The organism is Pseudomonas taiwanensis (assembly GCF_013393345.1).
Classification (GTDB): Bacteria; Pseudomonadota; Gammaproteobacteria; order Pseudomonadales; family Pseudomonadaceae; genus Metapseudomonas; species Metapseudomonas resinovorans_C.
Genome location: NZ_QJRF01000076.1, coordinates 302,701 through 320,500 on the forward strand (window position 1 = coordinate 302,701; position 17,800 = coordinate 320,500).

11 protein-coding genes and 3 pseudogenes are annotated in these 17,800 nt (G+C 61.3%); 2 read left to right on the forward strand and 12 right to left on the reverse strand.

The window, feature by feature from the left end:
• Both DM872_RS28565 and DM872_RS28570 read right to left on the reverse strand, forming a co-directional pair.
• Positions 1-1,386, reverse strand: coding sequence for a DUF3999 domain-containing protein (locus DM872_RS28565; RefSeq protein ID WP_179062552.1), 1,386 nt, complete (start codon positions 1,384-1,386; stop codon positions 1-3).
• Positions 1,383-4,991 carry a DUF2339 domain-containing protein gene (locus tag DM872_RS28570; RefSeq protein ID WP_179062553.1) on the reverse strand — a complete coding sequence of 1,203 codons (3,609 nt, stop codon included), beginning with the start codon at positions 4,989-4,991 and terminating at the stop codon, positions 1,383-1,385. The genes DM872_RS28565 and DM872_RS28570 overlap by 4 nt, the downstream gene beginning before the upstream one ends.
• Positions 4,992-5,255: 264 nt before the next feature.
• Between DM872_RS28570 and DM872_RS28575 the strand changes: the two genes are divergently transcribed.
• Entirely contained in the window at positions 5,256-5,651 is a 396-nt protein-coding gene (locus DM872_RS28575) for a YkgJ family cysteine cluster protein (protein ID WP_179062554.1), read from the forward strand.
• 6 nt (positions 5,652-5,657) lie between these two features.
• On the opposite strand, the gene DM872_RS28580 is transcribed toward DM872_RS28575, so the two are convergent.
• From DM872_RS28580 to DM872_RS28610, 7 genes are all read right to left on the reverse strand, one after another.
• Complete coding sequence (locus DM872_RS28580; protein WP_179062555.1) at positions 5,658-6,587, reverse strand: pentapeptide repeat-containing protein; 930 nt, start codon at positions 6,585-6,587, stop codon at positions 5,658-5,660.
• A 202-nt stretch (positions 6,588-6,789) separates the two neighbouring features.
• On the reverse strand, positions 6,790-7,704 hold the full coding sequence (locus DM872_RS28585) for a DUF808 domain-containing protein (protein ID WP_179062556.1): 915 nt from the start codon (positions 7,702-7,704) through the stop codon (positions 6,790-6,792).
• A 76-nt stretch (positions 7,705-7,780) separates the two neighbouring features.
• Complete coding sequence (gene cptA / locus DM872_RS28590; protein ID WP_373273747.1) at positions 7,781-9,559, reverse strand: phosphoethanolamine transferase CptA; 1,779 nt, start codon at positions 9,557-9,559, stop codon at positions 7,781-7,783.
• A 441-nt stretch (positions 9,560-10,000) separates the two neighbouring features.
• Entirely contained in the window at positions 10,001-11,008 is a 1,008-nt protein-coding gene (locus tag DM872_RS28595; protein ID WP_077524689.1) for a fimbrial protein, read from the reverse strand.
• A gap of 15 nt (positions 11,009-11,023) precedes the next feature.
• Positions 11,024-13,612: a fimbria/pilus outer membrane usher protein gene (locus DM872_RS28600; RefSeq protein ID WP_179062558.1), complete on the reverse strand. Its 2,589-nt coding sequence runs from the start codon at positions 13,610-13,612 to the stop codon at positions 11,024-11,026.
• 48 nt (positions 13,613-13,660) lie between these two features.
• Positions 13,661-14,398 carry a fimbrial biogenesis chaperone gene (locus DM872_RS28605; protein ID WP_077524687.1) on the reverse strand — a complete coding sequence of 246 codons (738 nt, stop codon included), beginning with the start codon at positions 14,396-14,398 and terminating at the stop codon, positions 13,661-13,663.
• A 48-nt stretch (positions 14,399-14,446) separates the two neighbouring features.
• Positions 14,447-14,938, reverse strand: a complete 492-nt coding sequence (locus DM872_RS28610) for a fimbrial protein (RefSeq protein ID WP_179062559.1) — start codon at positions 14,936-14,938, stop codon at positions 14,447-14,449.
• Between the two features lie 235 nt (positions 14,939-15,173).
• Between DM872_RS28610 and DM872_RS30635 the strand changes: the two are divergent.
• Positions 15,174-15,544 (forward strand): annotated as a pseudogene (locus tag DM872_RS30635) (TolC family protein); the annotation flags it as partial.
• Between the two features lie 33 nt (positions 15,545-15,577).
• On the opposite strand, the pseudogene DM872_RS28615 reads toward DM872_RS30635, so the two are convergent.
• The 3 genes and pseudogenes from DM872_RS28615 to DM872_RS28625 all read right to left on the reverse strand — a co-directional run.
• Positions 15,578-16,270, reverse strand: a pseudogene (locus DM872_RS28615) (transposase).
• A gap of 462 nt (positions 16,271-16,732) precedes the next feature.
• Positions 16,733-17,161 carry a hypothetical protein gene (locus DM872_RS28620; RefSeq protein ID WP_179062560.1) on the reverse strand — a complete coding sequence of 143 codons (429 nt, stop codon included), beginning with the start codon at positions 17,159-17,161 and terminating at the stop codon, positions 16,733-16,735.
• 300 nt (positions 17,162-17,461) lie between these two features.
• Positions 17,462-17,728 (reverse strand): annotated as a pseudogene (locus tag DM872_RS28625) (transposase); the annotation flags it as partial.
• Positions 17,729-17,800: the final 72 nt, after the last annotated feature.

Genomic DNA, 17,800 nt, shown 5'->3' on the forward strand with positions numbered 1-17,800 from the left:
TCAGGACCGCGCCTCCGGACGCCTCAGCAGGCTGAACGCCATGGCTCCCAACAGACCGACGCCAAGCAGCAATACCGCCCAGAGCCCGACGCGCTTCCACACGATCTGACCAGCGGTCTGCCGCTCAACCGGATGGACGCCCGTCTGCTCGGGAATCGCCACCGCTTCGGCACGCCCCATCTTTTCCAGGCTGGAGCTGTCGAACCCCGGCACCAGCGTGGACAGGGGCAATTCAGCGCGGCTGACCTCGAGATTGCCCAGGGCGAGCGTGAACGGCGGATTGCCCCGAGCGAGAAAGACCACCTGGGTGGCATGCATACCGGCCTCCAGGCGGGGCACCTGCTGGCCGAAGCCGCCGGCACGCTGGTCGACCGTCAGGCGCAGCTGCTTGATCGCCATCCAGCCCGCGAGGTCCAGCTCTTCCTGGGCGACTTCCTTGCCGTCCTGGGGTAACCGGTACAGCAGGCCGGACATTACCGGCTGCCATTGCGGGGCACCGTCGCGGCGAGCCTCCACCTGGACCGGCAGCAAGCTGCCGGGCCGCTCCACGGCAATCCGCAGACGCTCGATGGGCAATCCCAGCGGCAATTCCCAGACGTACTGCCCATCCTTGCTACTGATCGGTTCCAGCGGCGCGGACCAGGCCATGGCCGCCGGGAGGCTTTCGCGACTGGCGCTGAACACCTTCACCGCAGTCAGGTCCGCTGCGCGCCGGGGGCTCTGCCAGAGCAGTCGGAGGTAACGTGCGGAGCGTCCGGGAAGGGTCACCTCGCGCTGGTCTATGCGTTGGTCGGCAAACGACAGGCGCGCCACCTGCCCATCGCCCCACGGCTGCCAATGTTGCAGGTCATCGCTGGCCTCGATACTGAAATGCTGGAAGCCGTCCGCTGCGCTGCTCCAGTCCAGGCGGAGCTTCTCCAGTGGGGCCTGCACGCCGCTGACGTCCAGCAACCAGCCGCGTAGTTGCTCACCTTCGGCCGCTGGACTCTCCGGCACCACCTGAACGACGGTCCCGGTCGTGCTGCGTTCGATCCTCACGCCGGGCAAAGCACCGTTCCCATCCGCCGGGCCGCGCAGGGGGAACCAGCGCACTGCGTGCTCGTGACGGGCACGACGTTCGCTGGCGCTGCTGCGAGTCAGGGCGTAGGCCAGCGACTCGCCTTCGGCGTTGAACACGCGCAGGTCGCGCAGGTCGGCATGACGCGCGGCGAAGTGCAGCGCCATCGGCAGCTCCATGCGATACCAAGGGCCCTGCCCGTCCAGGCGCAGTTCGACGCGGGTAGTGAAGTCCTCCAGCTGCTCGGCGGCGAGCAGCTGCTGGCAGAGCAATCCCAGGCTGGCCAGCAAGGCCAGTGCGGGGCGGCGCAGACAAGACGATCCGATCATGCGTTGACCTGTTCCTGTTCAGATTCCGCGCGCCGTGGCGGCAGCGGCGCGAAGTAGCCGACGACCAGCAGCAGGACGCCGACGCCGATGAAAGACACGATGCGTTCCAGGCCACCGCGATTGCCCAGTTCGACGAAGAACAGCTTGGCCACCACCAGCGCGATCAGCGCCGCGCCCACCAGCCAAAGCTCGCGCCGCGCCCGCAGGTGACCGCCAACCATCAGGCCCAGGGCGATGCTGGTCCAGACAATGGACAGGCCGGCCTGCACCAGCATGGAGTCCAGCTGCGCGTCCAGTTGATAGGGCACGCCACCCCAATGGTGCGCGCAGCGGAACACGGCCGCGGTCGCCAAGGCGAACAGTGATACGCCGGCGACGCCCTGGGGCAGCCAATCCGGTAATGCGCGCAGACCGAGCTGCGGCAGGCAATCACGCAGCCAGAGACAGACACCCAGCAGCGCGAACAGCAGTCCCAGTTCCAGCGGGTTGAGCAGCGGCAGGTAAGGCAGCGGTTCGGCGGCGCCATCGCTCCAGGCGTTGGCAATCCAGAACCAGGCGAGCATCAGCAGGGCCAGCGGCAACGATGCCCACAGGCGGTATTCACGCGGATAGGCCGCCACCGGCCAGGGCAGGCGCGGACGCAGCGCCACCAGCAACAGCCAGGCGCTCGGCAGCAGCGCCCAACCCAGCCAGCGCCAGGCGTTGTACTGCTCGGAAAGCAGCATCAGCAGGTAACGCAACTCCAGCGCCAGCACGCCGAGCAACAGCCAGCAGCCCAGCACATGGGCGGAACTGCGCGCTCCCGTGGGCAGCAGCCCATCCAGCCTGCGCAGGGCCAGCAGGTGCACGACGAACAACGCGCCCCATCCAGCCCAGCCAAAGTTTGCCGCCGGGTGATAGTGCGGTTCCCAGGCAACGGCCAGCGCCACCACCCCTGCCGGCACCAGCACCAGGCAGAGCAAGGCCAACGCTCGCCACTGTTCGCGCCCTGCCAGCCATACGGTGAACGCCACGCTGCCCGCCGCCAGCAACAGCGCCAGGGGAACTTGCAGTTCCGGCGTGGCGAAACGAGCGATCTCCGCCAACCAGGCCAGCGCCCACCAACCGGCACTCCAGGCCAGCAGCAATTGGGCCAGATGCGCGAGGCTCAGCCCGCCCACTGCCGCTTCTACTCGCGCGGCACGCTGTAGGCGCCAGGCACCGACGAAGGCCGCCAGAGCCAGCACGGTCGGCGTCCAGAAGCCGGCATGGGCCAACGGCCGAAGACCTTCGGCGCTCAGTTCGCCCAGCAGCAGCGGACTCACCGCGAGGAAGCTCATGCCCGCGAGCAACTGCAGGACCAGGCCAAACCAGAAACCTGCGCGCTGTTGCAGGCGCAGGCTGAGCCAGAGGATCAGCAGCCCACTGCCGGCCCAGACCGCAGCGGCGGTGCGCCAGGGCAGCACGAAGAGCACCGCGAGGTTGACGAAAGCCAGTCCCGCCAGCAGCACCAGCGACAACCCGCGCAGCAGTCGCGCATCGCTGCGTGCCAGGGGGTGGCGAGCAGCCAGGATCATCCCGGCGATCAGCGCCAGGCCGATCAAGGACGCCACCATCAGTCCGCGCCAACCGGGAACGGAGCCGCTGCCCAGGCCTGAGCCATCGAGATCGAGCAGGAAAATCGCGCCACCCAGCAGTTGCACGGCGAATGCGCTGAAGAGGAAGGTGCGCGAGCCCAGCCGCAACCCGGCGAAGAGCGTCGCGAGGCCGGCCAGCGCCCAGGCAATGGCGGTTCCTTCCGCCGCGAAGGCGAGCGGCGCCAACAGGTACAGGAATGAGAGGCCCGCACAGGCAAGTGCCGGAACGAAGCGCCGTTCCAGGTCGGTAGCGGCGTCGTCCGGTGCCCGGCGCAGTTGCCAGAACACGAACAGCAGCGCCGCTCCCAGCATCAGGGCACCCAGGGGCGAGCCGTCGAGCAGCGTATAGGTGCCGGCGCGTAATCCACCCAGGAAAGCAACTGCGGCACCGAACTGCAGCAACAGCGCGAAAGCCCGCGCCAACGGTCGGCTTTGGCGCAGGCCGAGCCAGTAGATACCGGCGCCTTCCACTGCCCAGGCGGCGGAAGTCCAGCGCGCATCCAGCCCCAGCGGAATGGCCAGACTGCCGAACACCACACCGAGGGCGAGGCAGGTTTCCACTAGCAACAGGGCGCGGCCGGCGGTACGGCCAGCCAGGACCCGTGCCAGCACGATGTAGAACAACCCCAGGGCCAGTGCGCTGAAGGCCGCGCCGAACTCGATATGGCGGACCAGCGCCACCTGCAGGCCGAAGCCGATGATCGGCGGACCGAACAGCACGGTGCCGTCCACCGTGTCGCCCTGACGCGCCGACCAGCGCAGCAGTTGATCACGATCCTCTGGCGCGTCCGCCGCCTCTGCCAGCTTGCGCCGGGCGAACAGCAGGCCGATGCCGACGTACATCACGAAGAACAACACCAGGAAAGGCTCAGTGCTGGCGAAGAGCTCCGGCTGGTAGGAGCGCAGGCCCCAGGCAAAACCGATCCCGAAGGTGCCGACGAAGCCAATCAGGTTGAGCAGGCGCCAGGCCTTGAACCAGGCAATGGCGAAGATGCCGGCATTGAGCAGCGCGAAGTAGCTGAACAGCGCCACATGGTTGCCGCTGCCACTGGAGGTGAGGATGGGCGCGGCGAAACCGCCCAGCGCGGCGGCAGCAGCCAGGCCCAGGGCGTCCTGGGCCACGGCGAGGATGGCGGAAAACAGGGTTACCGCCACCAGCAGACCGAAGGCCAGCTTCGGGTCCAGCAAAGGGTGCAGGCGCATGGCGGCGAACACCGTCAGGTAGAGCACGGCGATCCCCGCCCCCTGGAGCATCAGCCCGTAACTGGGATTGCGCCCGCGCAGCCACCAGCCGAGGCCGAGCAGCGCGATGGCGGCCAGGGCCACGCCGGCGTAGCGGAGTTCCACAGGCACCACCATGCCTTCGGTGGCATAGCGCAGCAGGAAGGCCAGGCCGAGGAACAGCAGCACAACGCCGATGCGCAACACGGTATTGCCGCCGAACAGCCAGTTGCGAGCGGCCGCGAAGCCTCGTTCGAGCAGGGAGGGTTCGCGGGGTTTCGGGGGGATCGGCGGAGCCTTCGGAGAAGCACCAGAGCGGGCTTCCTGGCCCCAGGCATCGGCGGACGCCGCAGCAACGGGTGCAGGAGTGGGTGCTGGTGTAGCGGCGGCAACGGGCTCGGTCAGCACATCCGCCGGCAGCTCCCAGACCAGGTCGGAATCGTCTTCGGTCACAGCCCCGGGCGCCGCTTCGGCCAAAGGCGGCACGGGTTCGGAAACAGCCGGGGGCGACGGCACATCCTCGGCCGGTGGCACCCTGCCCTGCTCCACCTTGAGCAGGCGTTCATGGATGGCCTGGGTGCCCTTGTCGAACCGTGCGGCGAAACTGGCGAGCGACTTGCGCAGCTCGGCATTTTCCCGCGTCAGCCACTGGAGCCGGATGGCCTGCCCCAATCCCAGCCCCATCAGGCCGCCGAGCAGGGCTCCGGTGACGCTTTCATCAATCCCGGCCCCGAAGGCCAGGCCAACCAGCATGAAGATCCATTGCATGCAGCGTTTACTCGGATGATTGAGCACTCTGGGCCGCATCCATCGCAGCCACGACCGCCCGGAAGCTACAGGAAACCGGCATCGACCCCATAGAGACGCCTGAGTCCTGGCTCACAGACACAGAAGATTCCTACAACCCAGTCACGTATCGATACAAATCCGGCGAGACAAAGGGAAATTTCGCGTTCCCCGACGGGAAACTGTTCACTTTTTCACCGACACCGCTATGATGCCCGCCCTTCTACCCTAGCCTGCTCGCCGACCATGAAAACCATGATGATCGTCGGTGCCGACCTTGACCGGACGGACACCTGGATCAAATACGAAAAGACCATGTGCCACGCATGCGTTTCCAGCTGCTGCACCATGCCGGTCGAAGCACGTCTGAGCGACCTGATTCGCCTGGAACTGGTTGCAGAGTTCGAGCGTGGCGAGCCGCCGAAGAACATCGCGAAACGGCTGATGAAAGATGGCGTGGTAGAGCGCTTCAACCAGAAGTCCGGCATCTTCACGCTGACCCGCATGGGCAACAACGACTGCTACTTCCTCGACCGCAAGAGCCGTCTGTGCACCGTGTACGACAAGCGCCCGGATACCTGCCGCAACCACCCGCGAATCGGCCCACGCCCGGGTTACTGCGCGTTCAAGCCGAAGGATTGAGCTCCGTCAGCGGGTCATCTTCTTCACAAACACCACCACGAACAGCGCCATGGTGAAGCTGCCGACGAAGGCCTCGAAGGCCGCCAACGGTCGCGACAGGCCGAGCGGCGCGATGTCGCCGTAGCCAAGGGTAGTGAAGGTCACCACGCTGAAGTACATGCAGGCGGCCAGTTCCTCCAGGTTGGTCAGCAGGTCCTGCTCCAGAGACAAGGCCAGCCGCACATCACCGTGGTGAATGCCGGTCAGGAAATAGAGCAGCCCGCAGACCAGCACGAAGCCCAGGGAAAACAGCACCACGCGCAGGGGCTGTTCGCCGTAGCCGCAGAACAGGTCCACCAGCCAGGAAAACAGCCGTTGGGTTGACCAGCGCGGCATCTGCAGACGGCGCGTGACCATCTCGCGGTAGAAGAAGCGCCCCGCCTCTTCGAACAACCCGGCCTTCTCCAGGTGAATACGCAGGTTGCGATAGACCTCTTCGGCCTGCTGCAAGAGGTCCAGCATCAGCGCGGGCTGTCGGTTCCTGCACGCGTCGCGGGCCTCGCGCTCCTGTAGCACGTGTTCGTCCCAGACGACGTTGTCCAGACGAGCGCCATCGAGCTTCACACCGAGCAGATTGGCGTCACGCATATCTGCGCAGTGCAGGTTGGCATCACGCAGATCGGCCTTCATCAGCGAAGCGCCGCGCAGGTTGATGGCGAACAGATGAGCTCCGCGCAAGTTGGCGCGGTAGAAATCGCTTCCGGAAAGGTCGTAGCCGGTGTGGCTGCCACGGTGAACCAGATCGAGACCGGCCAGCTGGCACCTCTTCAGGCTGAACCCGCGCATCGGCACCCCATTGCGGGCACGCGCCTCCAGAGCCGGGCCGAGTTCGGGCGTTCCCGATTTGTCCTGTTTGGCATCCCGCCAGAAGTCGTCCTCAGGGGGGATGTCGAGCATGTTGGCAAACCCAGGGTACGGATTTTCAGCCTAGCCCAAAGCCCCGGAAATCGCGCCGGATCGGCGCAGGGGAGCGGGATGGCTCCCTCTGAGCCTTGTAGGAGCTAGCTTGCTAGCGAAACGGGGCCATTCGCTGGCAAGCCAGCTCCTACAGGCGATGCAGCCCCAGAAAAACGCATTACAGCTACCAGCTCGCAGGGGCTCAGCCCTTCACCGCCGCCAGCACCTTCTTCACCACGCTCACCCCAGCCAGCACCAGCGCACCCGCAGCGATGCCGGCCAGACCGTCCACCAGTAGCTGCACCAGCCAGGCGAAGCCGCCAACGCTGGCCAGCACCGGTTCCAGCAGGTGATGGGCCGCTGGGATGCCGTGCAGGATGATGCTGCCGCCCACCAGGAACATCGCGGCGGTACCCAGCACCGAAAGCCCCTTCATCATCCAGGGTGCAGCGGCAAGGATGGCGCGGCCGATGGCCTGGGCCGTCGAGCTGGCTTGGCGCACCAGGTAGAAGCCGAGGTCATCCAGCTTGACGATGCCGGCCACCAGGCCGTAGACGCCAACGGTCATGATCAGCGCGATACCCACCAACACCGTCACCTGCTTGCCGAAAGCGGCATCGGCCACCGTGCCCAGGGTAATGACGATGATCTCGGCGGAAAGGATGAAGTCGGTGCGGATGGCGCCCTTGATCTTGTCCTTCTCCATAGCCACCAGATCCACTTCCGGATTGGCCACAGCCTCGACGAGCGCCGCATCGTGCTGCGCGTCTTCCGCCTCACTGTGCAGCCACTTGTGCGCCAGCTTCTCGAAGCCCTCGAAGCAGAGAAAGGCGCCGCCCAGCATCAGCAGCGGGATCACCGCCCAAGGAATGAAGGCGCTGATCAGCAGGGCCGCGGGCACCAGGATGGCCTTGTTCACCAGGGAACCCTTGGCCACCGCCCAGACCACCGGCAACTCGCGCTCGGCGCGTACACCGCTGACCTGCTGGGCATTCAGCGCCAGGTCATCGCCGAGTACGCCAGCGGTTTTCTTCGCGGCAACTTTGGTCATTACCGAAACGTCATCGAGCAGCGTCGCGATGTCGTCGATCAGGGTCAGCAGGCTGGCTCCGGCCATGGGATGTCCTTGCAGAGGGAGTGACGGGGCGCCGCAGTCCGGCGAAGGCGAACTACAGACAAAAACGCCCCGGCGGTCAACCCGGCGGAGCCTTTCTGCCGCCCGGTTCACGCTCCCCGCTGACCACTTCCATATCCGGCGCCTTGGCCTTGGGCTTGATCAGGCTGAAGTCGATCAGGGTTTTCGGCTGATAAGGGTTGCCGATCAGCAGCGGGCGCGCCTGGAAGGCGGTGTTGACCACACTGCGGCTGGGGTCGAAGTCATCGAAACCGATCCCGGCCAGGTCCGCCCAGGTGTGGATGAAACTGGAGCTGCTGTAGGGCCGCTTCAGGCTGGCGGATAGCTCCTGTGGATGAGCTTCGCGCCATTGTGGGGAGCGCCAGAGCATGAAGGGGATGGTGTACATGGGCGCGGTTGGCGCCGCCTCGTTGCGCCCCAGGACTTCCGGCTGCTCAGGGTCGAACACCGCTTCGCCGTGGTCGGAGAGGTAGAGCAGGAAGCCGTTGGCGTTGCTCCCGGAGAATCGCTCGATCAGGCTGGAAACCACGTGATCGTTGAACAGTACGGCGTTGTCGTAGCTGTTGTAGGTGGGCAACTGATCATTAGTGACCGAGTCCGGAACGCCCTGACGATCGGTAAAGCGGTCGTACTCCGGCGGATAGCGGTACTGGTAGCTCATGTGGGTACCCAGCAGGTGCACCACGATGAACTTGCGCGGCGCCGGGTCGGCCAACACCTTCTCGAACGGCGGCAACACATCGTCGTCGTACTGGCGCGCGTTCTGGTTGCGGTTGTTGTTCAGGTAGAACTGCTCGTCCGCCTGCTTGGAGAAGGTGGTGAGCATGGTGTTGCGCTTGGTCAGGGTCTGCTGGTTGGTGATCCAGTAGGTCTTGTATCCGGCCTGCTTCATCATGTTCAGCAGCGAGGGCTTGGTCAGGTAGAGGTTCGGATTGCGCTCGTCCGCGAAGGTCAGCACCTGCTGCAGGGCTTCGATGGTGTAGGGGCGCGGCGTGATGACGTTGTCGAAAACGTCCAGCTGATCACGGATACGATCGAGCTTCGGGGTCGTCGCACGCGGATAGCCGTAGAGGCTCATGCGCTGCCGGTTGGTGGATTCGCCGATCACCAGCACCAGGGTCGCCGGCAGCCCGGCATTGGCGTCCTTCAGATTGGCCAGGGGCGCGATGTTGGCGCTGCTCTCCAGCAAGTCATGCATGTCCGCCAGTTGCTGGCGGTACTGGCGATAGCCGACCAGCAACTGCCAGGGCACTGCCGGCTCCATGCGTTTCTCGAAACTGTCGCGCGCCGCCTCGAAGGTATCGTTGCCAAGCCCCTGCTTGACCGCCGGATAACCGACCAGAGCAGCCAGCAGCGCCAGGCTGGCAAGCATCGCCTTGCTACGGGGCAGATGAACCGGCCGCAGCCGCGTCCACAGCAATACGCCGCCCAGCGCATAAGCAAGAAACGCCGGGACCATCCACCAGGCGAAGTACTGCGCCATGTACTCCGAGCCTTCGGCCACGTTCGATTCGAACATGATGAAGATGACGCTCTGGGAGAACTCCTGGCCGTAGACCAGGAAGTAACCAAAAGCCGGTAGCGACGCGAGCCAGAGCAGCAGGCCCATTCCCGCAGCAATAGTCCGGGTACGCCCCGGGAAGAGCAGCACCGGGATCAACCACAGGCCGCTGAGCAGGAAGGCCTGGCGGAATCCGCTGAAACCGCTGGTACCCGTCACCTGGATCAGGAACTGGGTGACACCCGAGAAATACCAGAAGAAGAGGAAGAGCCAGCCGAGCCCGGCCCAGTCGAACCGACGCTCTCCAGCCTTGTGTAGATCGAACTTCATAGACATCCGCCCTAGTCGAGCCTTGACCAGTCCATCTGATCGAAAAGCAGGGAATATGACTATGAACGTGTGAAAAGTTCGTCAAAGGTTGTGGGAATTGGTGAATTTACTTGAAGCGTTTCAGAGTCGCCGGAGAGAAAAGGACGACGCTCTGAAAGGTCTCGGCGGTCGGCCTAGAGGGCGGCGCTAGACTGCGCGGCGGCCGGGGAACCCAAAGGGGGTCGCGTAGATCAGCCAGGTAACGCTCGAAATCAGCGTCCTCGGCAAACACGACTTGGCAACAGAACCCGCCCCACCCTGGGCATGGCTTCTCCCTCCATGAAGACTGAATCGCCCCTAGTTTCATTAATACTTAGCATAGAAAGGGCAAAACACAGCGCGTGTAAAAATAGCTCGATTAGGTGGGTAGACTAAGGCTGTACGTTATTTATGAGCGCACTTGGGTGGTCATTCATAAAACAAGGTAAAAGTAGCCGTCGTGGACAACTTGCCCGAAGTCATCTCATCGCTATTGTTCACCGTGCGGTTGTAGCGAGCAGTCAGCGGAATGCTGACGCCTTGGGCCGCGCCCGAGGTCTCCACGTGAAGGAGTTTCGAGCCCAGGTGCAACGTCTCGAAGCTGTTCAAATCGCCCCGGAACAAACGTATGCCTACACCCGTGGCCATTTCCGGCCCGCTGGCATTAGCCAGCACGTCGGTGGCGGCCTGAGTGCCGTCGACCTGATAGCTCACCTTCACACCCGGGTCGCACAGCAAGTTGATAGAGAACATCCGAGCCTTGTCATTGGCCTGGATAACCGGCGAACCGTCTACAAAATCGACCTTGGCAATTGACGGCAGCTGGACATCGATGTTGCGGCTGTCGGCGCTCACCTCACAGCCCAGGCCGGTAACTGTGGTACCGCCAGTCAGAGTAAGACGGGCCAAAGGAAGATCGATATAGTAGATAGTCGAAACGCCACCTACGTTCAGGATCCCGGCGCTGGCGTCCACGTTTCCTGTTTTGATCAAGCGCACCCGCCAGTTGATGAGCTTTTTATACTCCACAGGCCCTACTTTCCAGTCTAGGTTGGGCAACGGGGTGAGCTTGGTGGGATCGGAGTCGCAGTTCGACTCATGATTGCACCAGAACACTGAAATGCCGATGCCCGGGATACCGGTCTCGAACACCGAACTGTAGCCGTTGCTGATGTAGCCGGGCACTGGCGCGCCGATGCTGGAAGCAAGTGTGCCGGAAACGGTACCGCTGGACGAGCAGCTGATGTGCGGGGTGCTGGAAGTTTGCCATAAGCTGTCCCAGAGCACGGTGCCGTTAGGGGCGTTGCGCGGGATAGGGATCGACGCTGGCAGGGCGATGGCACCATTCGATGTGTCGTAGCCTTTTTCGAACTCGCAGCCCGCCGCGAATACTGATGGCGACAGCAGCAGGAAAAGCAGAAACGCAAGATTTCTCATGGTGATCTCGATAACTTAGTGAGTAGCGACCTGGGGCGCGCGACTGAGGCGGCTGCACAGTGTCTCGGCTGTGCGGAAGTGGCTGGTGTGGCTACCCTTGGCAGGGGACGGCGGCAAGCGATAGTGCACACGGCATTGACGATCCTCGCCCTGGCCCCAGCGTACGGTCAGCTCGCCCTCGCGTTCGGCAGCGCGGATGAACACCCGGCTACCCTGGCCCACTAGCGTCAGGCTATTGCCCTGGGCGTCGAGCACTTCGGCGCCTACCGGAAGCATTTCGCCGTTGTCGTCACGCACCAGCAGCAGGACCGGCTCACCCGTGATGGTGGGGTACTTGAGCATCACTACCGCGCCGTAGCGTGGCGCAACGTTCTGCGAGGTGAGTTGAAGTTCGACATCGTCGGCCGTGCCCTTAGGGTCGAGTGCCACTTCGTTCTGTCGATAGGGCATCAGGCTGGAAACTACGCCGTAGCCACTGCCGTTCACCTCGGCGCCGCTGCTGTTGAGCAACGCCGCACCTTTGGCGCCCTTGGCCTCGACGATCGCCCGGGTTTCGCCCTGGGCCTGGCTGAAGGTCACGCCGCCGGGATGGGCGACGATGCTGCCTGAGAGCCCCATGCCCACCTGACGATAGCCATCGCCATCGCTGTAGTTGCCCGAAAGGTTGGCACTGGCCGCACGATATTGGACGTTGACCCCACTGGCGCTGCTGCTGTCTTCGTTGGTGTGGCTTTGTGTGCCATACACACCGTAGTTGAACTGGTTGAATTCCCCCAGCGAACCGGAAACGCCCACCTGGCTGTTGAGTTCACCCTTGTCTGAATAGGTCGCCGAACTGTTCAGGTGAGGGGCATAACTGGATCGCCCCAGCGGCAGCGACAGGGTCAGCATGTACTGGGTGTCCGTATCGCCCTGGCCAGTCTCGGTGCGGCTGGCCGAGAGGCTCATGCTGCCCCAGCGAAAACTGTTGGAGTAGCCGGCTTGATAACCGATATCGCCGTCCTCGCCGGTCTTCCAATAGTTCTGTGCCGAGCCGCTGATGAACAGGCTGCCGTAGTGATCGCCGAGCGGCTGGTTGACGTTGACCTGCAGGCGGTTGCGCTGACGACGCGGGGACTGCGTGGCATCGTGCGCCTGGATGAAATCGCTGAAGCTCAGGTAGCCGGCGCTGGAAAAACGGTAGGCGGCGACCACAAAGTTGGTCCGCGAGGTCTCCACCAGCTTGCTATAGCTCAGACGATAACTTTGCCCACTGGATGAACCGCTCAGTTCTTCCTCGGCGTCCAGTCCCGAGGCATTGGAATGCGTGACGTCGAAGGCAAATGCGCCAACCGGGGTACTCAACGCCAGACCACCCTGTACCGCCATGTACTGGTCGGCGATGATGCTACCGGTGTAGCCGGTCCAGAGGTTGGAGATCCCCTGCTGGTATGTACCTTGTACGAACACCGGTTTGCTCTGAAGGCTATCGTCGCGATAGCGACCGGCCGTCACGCTGTAGCGTGCAGTGCCGGGGCGCAGCAACTGCGCTACCGAGGCGTAGGGCACGACAAAACTGCGAATCCGGCCATCGGCTTCGGTGACAGTAACGTCGAGATCACCTGAGTAGCCGGTGCTGTGCAAATCGTCAATGATGAAAGGGCCCGGTGCTACGCTGGTTTCATATAGCACAGCGCCGCCCTGGCGCACGGTCACCCGGGCATTGGTTTCCGCCGTGCCACGCACGGCCGGGGCGAAGCCGCGCTGCGAGTCCGGCAGCATTCGGTCGTCGGAGGTCAGCTGCACGCCGGTGTAGGGCACGCTGTCGAACAGGTCCGCGGGGGTGTAGTACTCGCCAAGGGTGAGCTGCGACTTCAGCTCGGTGATGTCACGTTGGGCGTAACTGCTGACCGCATCGTACTGACTGACGGTCGCTCCGGCAGCGCTGCTGCGGTTGTAGCTGCCATTGTGGCGCAGGCGCCAGTCGCCCAGGTTCACTCCAGCATTGAAACCGACATAGAACTGGTTGGTATTCTGGCCGCCGGCATCGCTGTGCAAGGTGTTGCCGTTGTAGTCGATGAATGCTGCAGTTACACCACGATCCCAGTCGCGTGGATCGACATAACCACTCAAGGCACGGTTGAGATACGCTTGGGGAATGCTCAGGTCCAGGCGCAGGGTGGACAGATCCAGAACTGCAAGGGCTTCGGGCACGTGTTCGGTGATACTGATGCAGTCGGCGTCCGACGTCTCATCGATTTTCGGCAGGCGCTCGACATCCAGGCCAAGGCTGGACAACTGACTGCGCTTGAAACAGTAGCGCATCGACTGTTTATTCTCGGTATCCCCTACCCGAACTTCCTGTCGGCCGACCCAACTCTGGTTGACGTACACATCCAGTCGGTAGCTGCCCGCCGCCACCGGATTGCCCCGTTCGAAGCGGGTAACATCCACATTGCGCCCTCCAGGCCCTTGCAGAAATGTAGGGTTGAACGATGCTTGCAGGGCATCGGCCTGAACAATTTCCGCGTTCAGGCAATAACCTATCGCCGTTGCCAGTACCAAGTTTCGGGCGTGCGGAAGCACGCCAGCGTGGTGACGCGGCGAAGGGGGCGTCGTAGACATGGAAGTTCCTTCGACTAGATAAGTACAGTCGTCGCGAGTTTGCGCAAATCAGTGCAGGGGAATGGTCTGTTCGGGGGCGGCACCGAAGTCGCTCATCCAGCGAAAACGCAAGGTGTCGCCGTTGCCGCTGGAATAGCCAGGCAGTGCGAAGTCGTGGTGACTGAACGGCGGGATCATTCCGCCGGCGGTTTCGAAGCTTTGGCTGCCCTGGTTAAGAACCAGCGTACTGAACGAAATGTGGTAGGGACTGGGATTCTCACCGCGCAACACATAGCCGTTACCTTGGTGTTGTACCTGCCAGTTCACTTTGCCAACGGCGCTTGGCAGGTCGCCGGGCAACCCGCTCGGACGATAGAACAGCTTCAGTCGCGAGCGTACAGCCACCTGCAACATGCTGCCGTTGGCATCCTGCGGCATCGGCGGAATTTCCAGGGCGTTGAACCAGAACAGAGTCTCGCGATCCTGCGGTAGGTCCTCGCCAGTGAAAGCCAAGCGCACGCTCTGACCTTTTTGCGGGTCGAGACGGAAGATCGGTGGTGTGGCCAGGAAGGGGGCATCGGCCTCCTGAGGCTTGAGCTGGGCGTCACCACGATCGACCCAGGCCTGCATCAGAACGGGAGTCTGGCCCTTGTTGGTCAGTTCTACGGTGACTTCGCGCTCATCTGCGGGATATACGATTCGGGTTCCATTGATCAGTACACCGGCGACGGCATCGGACGGGACCGAGGCAGCAATCAGCAGGCCGGCGAGTAGGGAACCCAGCCGGAGGGCCGGAAAAGATAGCATGGGTGTAGGTACCTGGCTGGCCCGGGCGGTTAACCCGGGAGCAATGGATCACTCGTAAGTGAGCTGGTAGTTCGCCGTGACGTTGACATCACCTGCACCAGCGTCGCCCGCTAGCGAGTAGTACTGGGCGTAGTACTGTAGGTTGACTGGGGTCGAGCCCTTGACGGTGACCGCACGCGCCAACTGAGTGGTCGCGTCATCGGTGTTGATGTTGATTGCGGTCTGCGAACGGTCCAGCAGCTGCACCTGAACATTGCGTGCGGCACCGGAGGAGATGCTTCTCAAGTTGCCATATTCATCGACGTTATGGTCCGGCACAAAAGCCGCAGACACCTTCACGCCATCAGCGCAGCCGGTGACCTTCATGACGAAACCAGTACGGCCGGAGCTGCTCTGTGCGTTCTTCAGCAGATCCTTGTCGACACTGGGCAACTTGACGGCGAGGTTGGTGACGGACGAGTCGAGCAAGCAACTGGTCTCGGTGACTTTGCCGGAGATATTGATGACGCCGGTCTGTGGGGGGGCAGCTACTGCATGCATGGATACACCCACACCGGCCAATAGGGATGCGGCAGCAAATTTACTTAACCTCATAAATTCATTCTCTTAATCAATAAAAAGACCGTCAAAGCCAGGTAATGAGGGCCTGGCTTTCGACATGAAATCGCATGGATCCAAGCGAGGCTGGGCATTATTGGGATGAATTTTCTGGGGGCCAATAGGACAATATCCGGTGATCTGTAGGAATTTTCCGATGGCTGTAGGAGTAGCAGCGAAGGCTCGGATCCCAGGGCTTCAGGCCGAGCCGGCGCGAGCCAGGCATCGAATCGCCTTTCTGCTGGATATGCGTCCAGATCAAGTCGCCGAGGACCTATCGCCTCAAGCCTTGTCGGCAATATCCACGGGGCTCCCTATCGGCGAACCAGCTGACCTGTTTCGTCGACGGCCCGATATCCGTGCAGCCGAAAGGCGTTTGGCTGCGAGTACCGCCGAGGTCGGAGTTGCTACGGCTGATTTGTTTCCACGGGTCAGCCTGAGCGGATTTCTTAGATTCACGGCTGGGCGGGAGTCGCAACTTGGCTCACCGGCAGAAAGGCATGGAGCGCGGCCCCAACCCTAACCTGGAGCGCATTCGACTTGAGCAGTGCACTATAAAAAAGGGGGACAGATTTATTTTCCCTACTCTATTTTCGGTCTGCCCTGCTTTCTGCGCTCAATCCGCACCCCGGCAATACGCTCGACTTCGTCCACAAAGCGGTTGGTCCCGGTAAGTTGGCCGCGTTGAATGGCCGCTCGGATGAGGCCCAATTCCTCGGAAGGAACCGCTTGCCTTACAAAATCGGCATACCGGTGGCGCCGCTCCTCAGCGGTTACACCGAGCGCCTTGAAGCATGGGTCTTCGTCCAACCAGTTCTGCTCAGGCGCAGCATCAATACGCAGGGCATAGCTGGACTAGGGATAATCCCCTGCCTCCGCCACCATGAACGCCCGCACAGGATTCAGTTCGATATATCGACTGCAGGCCAACAGGTAAGTATCAGACTGGACGATGCTCGACTTGTAGCGGCTTTCCCACACAGTTCCGGAGCGACCTTCCAAACGATTGCGGTAGCGTGTGGTGCGAGCAGCCAAGGTCTTCATTAACTGGCTGAGTCCGCCGCGTGAATCATCTGGGGCCAGTAGTAGATGCACATGGTTGGTCATCAGGCAGTACGCATACACCTTCACCCCAAAGGCATCCTTCAACTCACGTAGGTCGCACAGGTAACGTTCGAAGTCCGCATTCTCGGCAAAAACAACCTGTCGGTTATGGCCACGTTGAACGATGTGATGTGGATAATTTGGCAACAGAACCCGCCCCACCCTGGGCATGGCTTCTCCCTCCATGAAGACCTAGAACGTATTTTCTATTTCCAAGGGATTAGAGTAGGAAAAATAAATCTGTCCCCTTTTCCACTTCGGTAGCACTCTCTTCCGCCTTCTCTGCGAATGACAGGAGCAGTCTGTGCATCGAGCCTAGGGGATTGGGCTTATCAGCGGCCGCGACGATGTATCCCGCACCGCAACCCAATAACGCCAGAATGAGTCCGGGGGCGAGTATTTTTCTGACGGTTATCAGCGGGGTGATGGGGGAGGCTCTGAAATTCATTCCTTGATCGTCCGATTTACGCAAAAAATAGATGATCTATTCTTTGCACTCTAATATCACCCCGCGAGCCAGGCTAAGAGTAAAAATAAATCTTCTCTTCCTTTACGCTGGGGTATACCCAAAAAAAACGCCCGCATGACTCTACGGGCGCAAACTCCATGGAAGCAACGCACAATATAAAAATATCAGTCCATTAAATACTTAGCGTCAATTTTTGATTTCTCGAGAGCGTACGCCTTCAAGTCAACCGAGCCATTCTTCAGCTCTTCATCCAAGCCATCCAATTCATTTTTACGCAACTGTCGAACATGCTCCTTGGTGGAGTAATAATTTATTGACTCTGCCGCGTTATACCCACTTACGGGGTCCCACAGAATGGAGATTGGCCAAAGCAGTAGGTTTATTGCACCGAATCCATACTCACGACCATAAAATGATCCGCCGCCTGGCAACAATCCCAATGCCGCACCTGCACCAGGATTTTTCTCCTCAACAGACAGACCCCGTGACTCGAAATTTCTCAACTCTGTCTTTTGCTGGCTATTTAGCCCGCTTGCACAACCGGAGCCGATTACTATGAGCCCTGTAAGAACGGTTAACTTAAGTGCTTTCACTCGCCATATCCTTTAACTGTAAGATCCTGCCAGAAACAGCACTGAGATAGTATCAGCACAGGAATTCAAGAAAGCACCCATCACAAACCCGATCATGCTTAGCATCTAGTAAGAAAAATCCGCACAATCAAAAACAGCCTAGAAATTTCAGACAAAAGCAGAAGCTTATTTACCCACCGACATTCGATGAAGGCCTGACAATTACAGTCCTTTGCAGAAGCCACCTACCAATGACGTCCGCACTGTAGTTGTGAAGATAAAAATAGTTGGTAAATGCGCTGCAGCGGCCTTCCGAAAGAATCGATAGCGCATGGTGCGAGCGGAAAAGGTCTTCATCAACTGGCTGAGTCCACCGAGTGAGTCATTCGGGGCCAGCAGCAGATGCACATGATTGGTCATCAGGCAGTACGCATACACCTTCACCCCAAAGGCACCCTTCAACTCACGTAGGTCGGCCAGGTAACGTTCGAAATACGCATTCTCGGCAAAAACAACCTGTCGGTTATGGCCACGTTGAACGATGTGATGTGGATAATTTGGCAACAGAACCCGCCCCACCCTGGGCATGGCTTCTCCCTCCATGAAGACCTAGAACGTGTTCTCTATTTCCAAAGGATTAGAGTAGGAAAAATAGATCAG

Bases quoted from the DNA above. Each gene is read 5' to 3' on its own strand.
- DM872_RS28565 (WP_179062552.1), bottom strand. From the start codon at position 1,386: ATGATCGGATCGTCTTGTCTGCGCCGCCCCGCACTGGCCTTGCTGGCC.
- DM872_RS28570 (WP_179062553.1), bottom strand. From the start codon at position 4,991: ATGCAATGGATCTTCATGCTGGTTGGCCTGGCCTTCGGGGCCGGGATT.
- DM872_RS28575 (WP_179062554.1), top strand. From the start codon at position 5,256: ATGAAAACCATGATGATCGTCGGTGCCGACCTTGACCGGACGGACACC.
- DM872_RS28580 (WP_179062555.1), bottom strand. From the start codon at position 6,587: ATGCTCGACATCCCCCCTGAGGACGACTTCTGGCGGGATGCCAAACAG.
- DM872_RS28585 (WP_179062556.1), bottom strand. From the start codon at position 7,704: ATGGCCGGAGCCAGCCTGCTGACCCTGATCGACGACATCGCGACGCTG.
- cptA (WP_373273747.1), bottom strand. From the start codon at position 9,559: ATGTCTATGAAGTTCGATCTACACAAGGCTGGAGAGCGTCGGTTCGAC.
- DM872_RS28595 (WP_077524689.1), bottom strand. From the start codon at position 11,008: ATGAGAAATCTTGCGTTTCTGCTTTTCCTGCTGCTGTCGCCATCAGTA.
- DM872_RS28600 (WP_179062558.1), bottom strand. From the start codon at position 13,612: ATGTCTACGACGCCCCCTTCGCCGCGTCACCACGCTGGCGTGCTTCCG.
- DM872_RS28605 (WP_077524687.1), bottom strand. From the start codon at position 14,398: ATGCTATCTTTTCCGGCCCTCCGGCTGGGTTCCCTACTCGCCGGCCTG.
- DM872_RS28610 (WP_179062559.1), bottom strand. From the start codon at position 14,938: ATGCATGCAGTAGCTGCCCCCCCACAGACCGGCGTCATCAATATCTCC.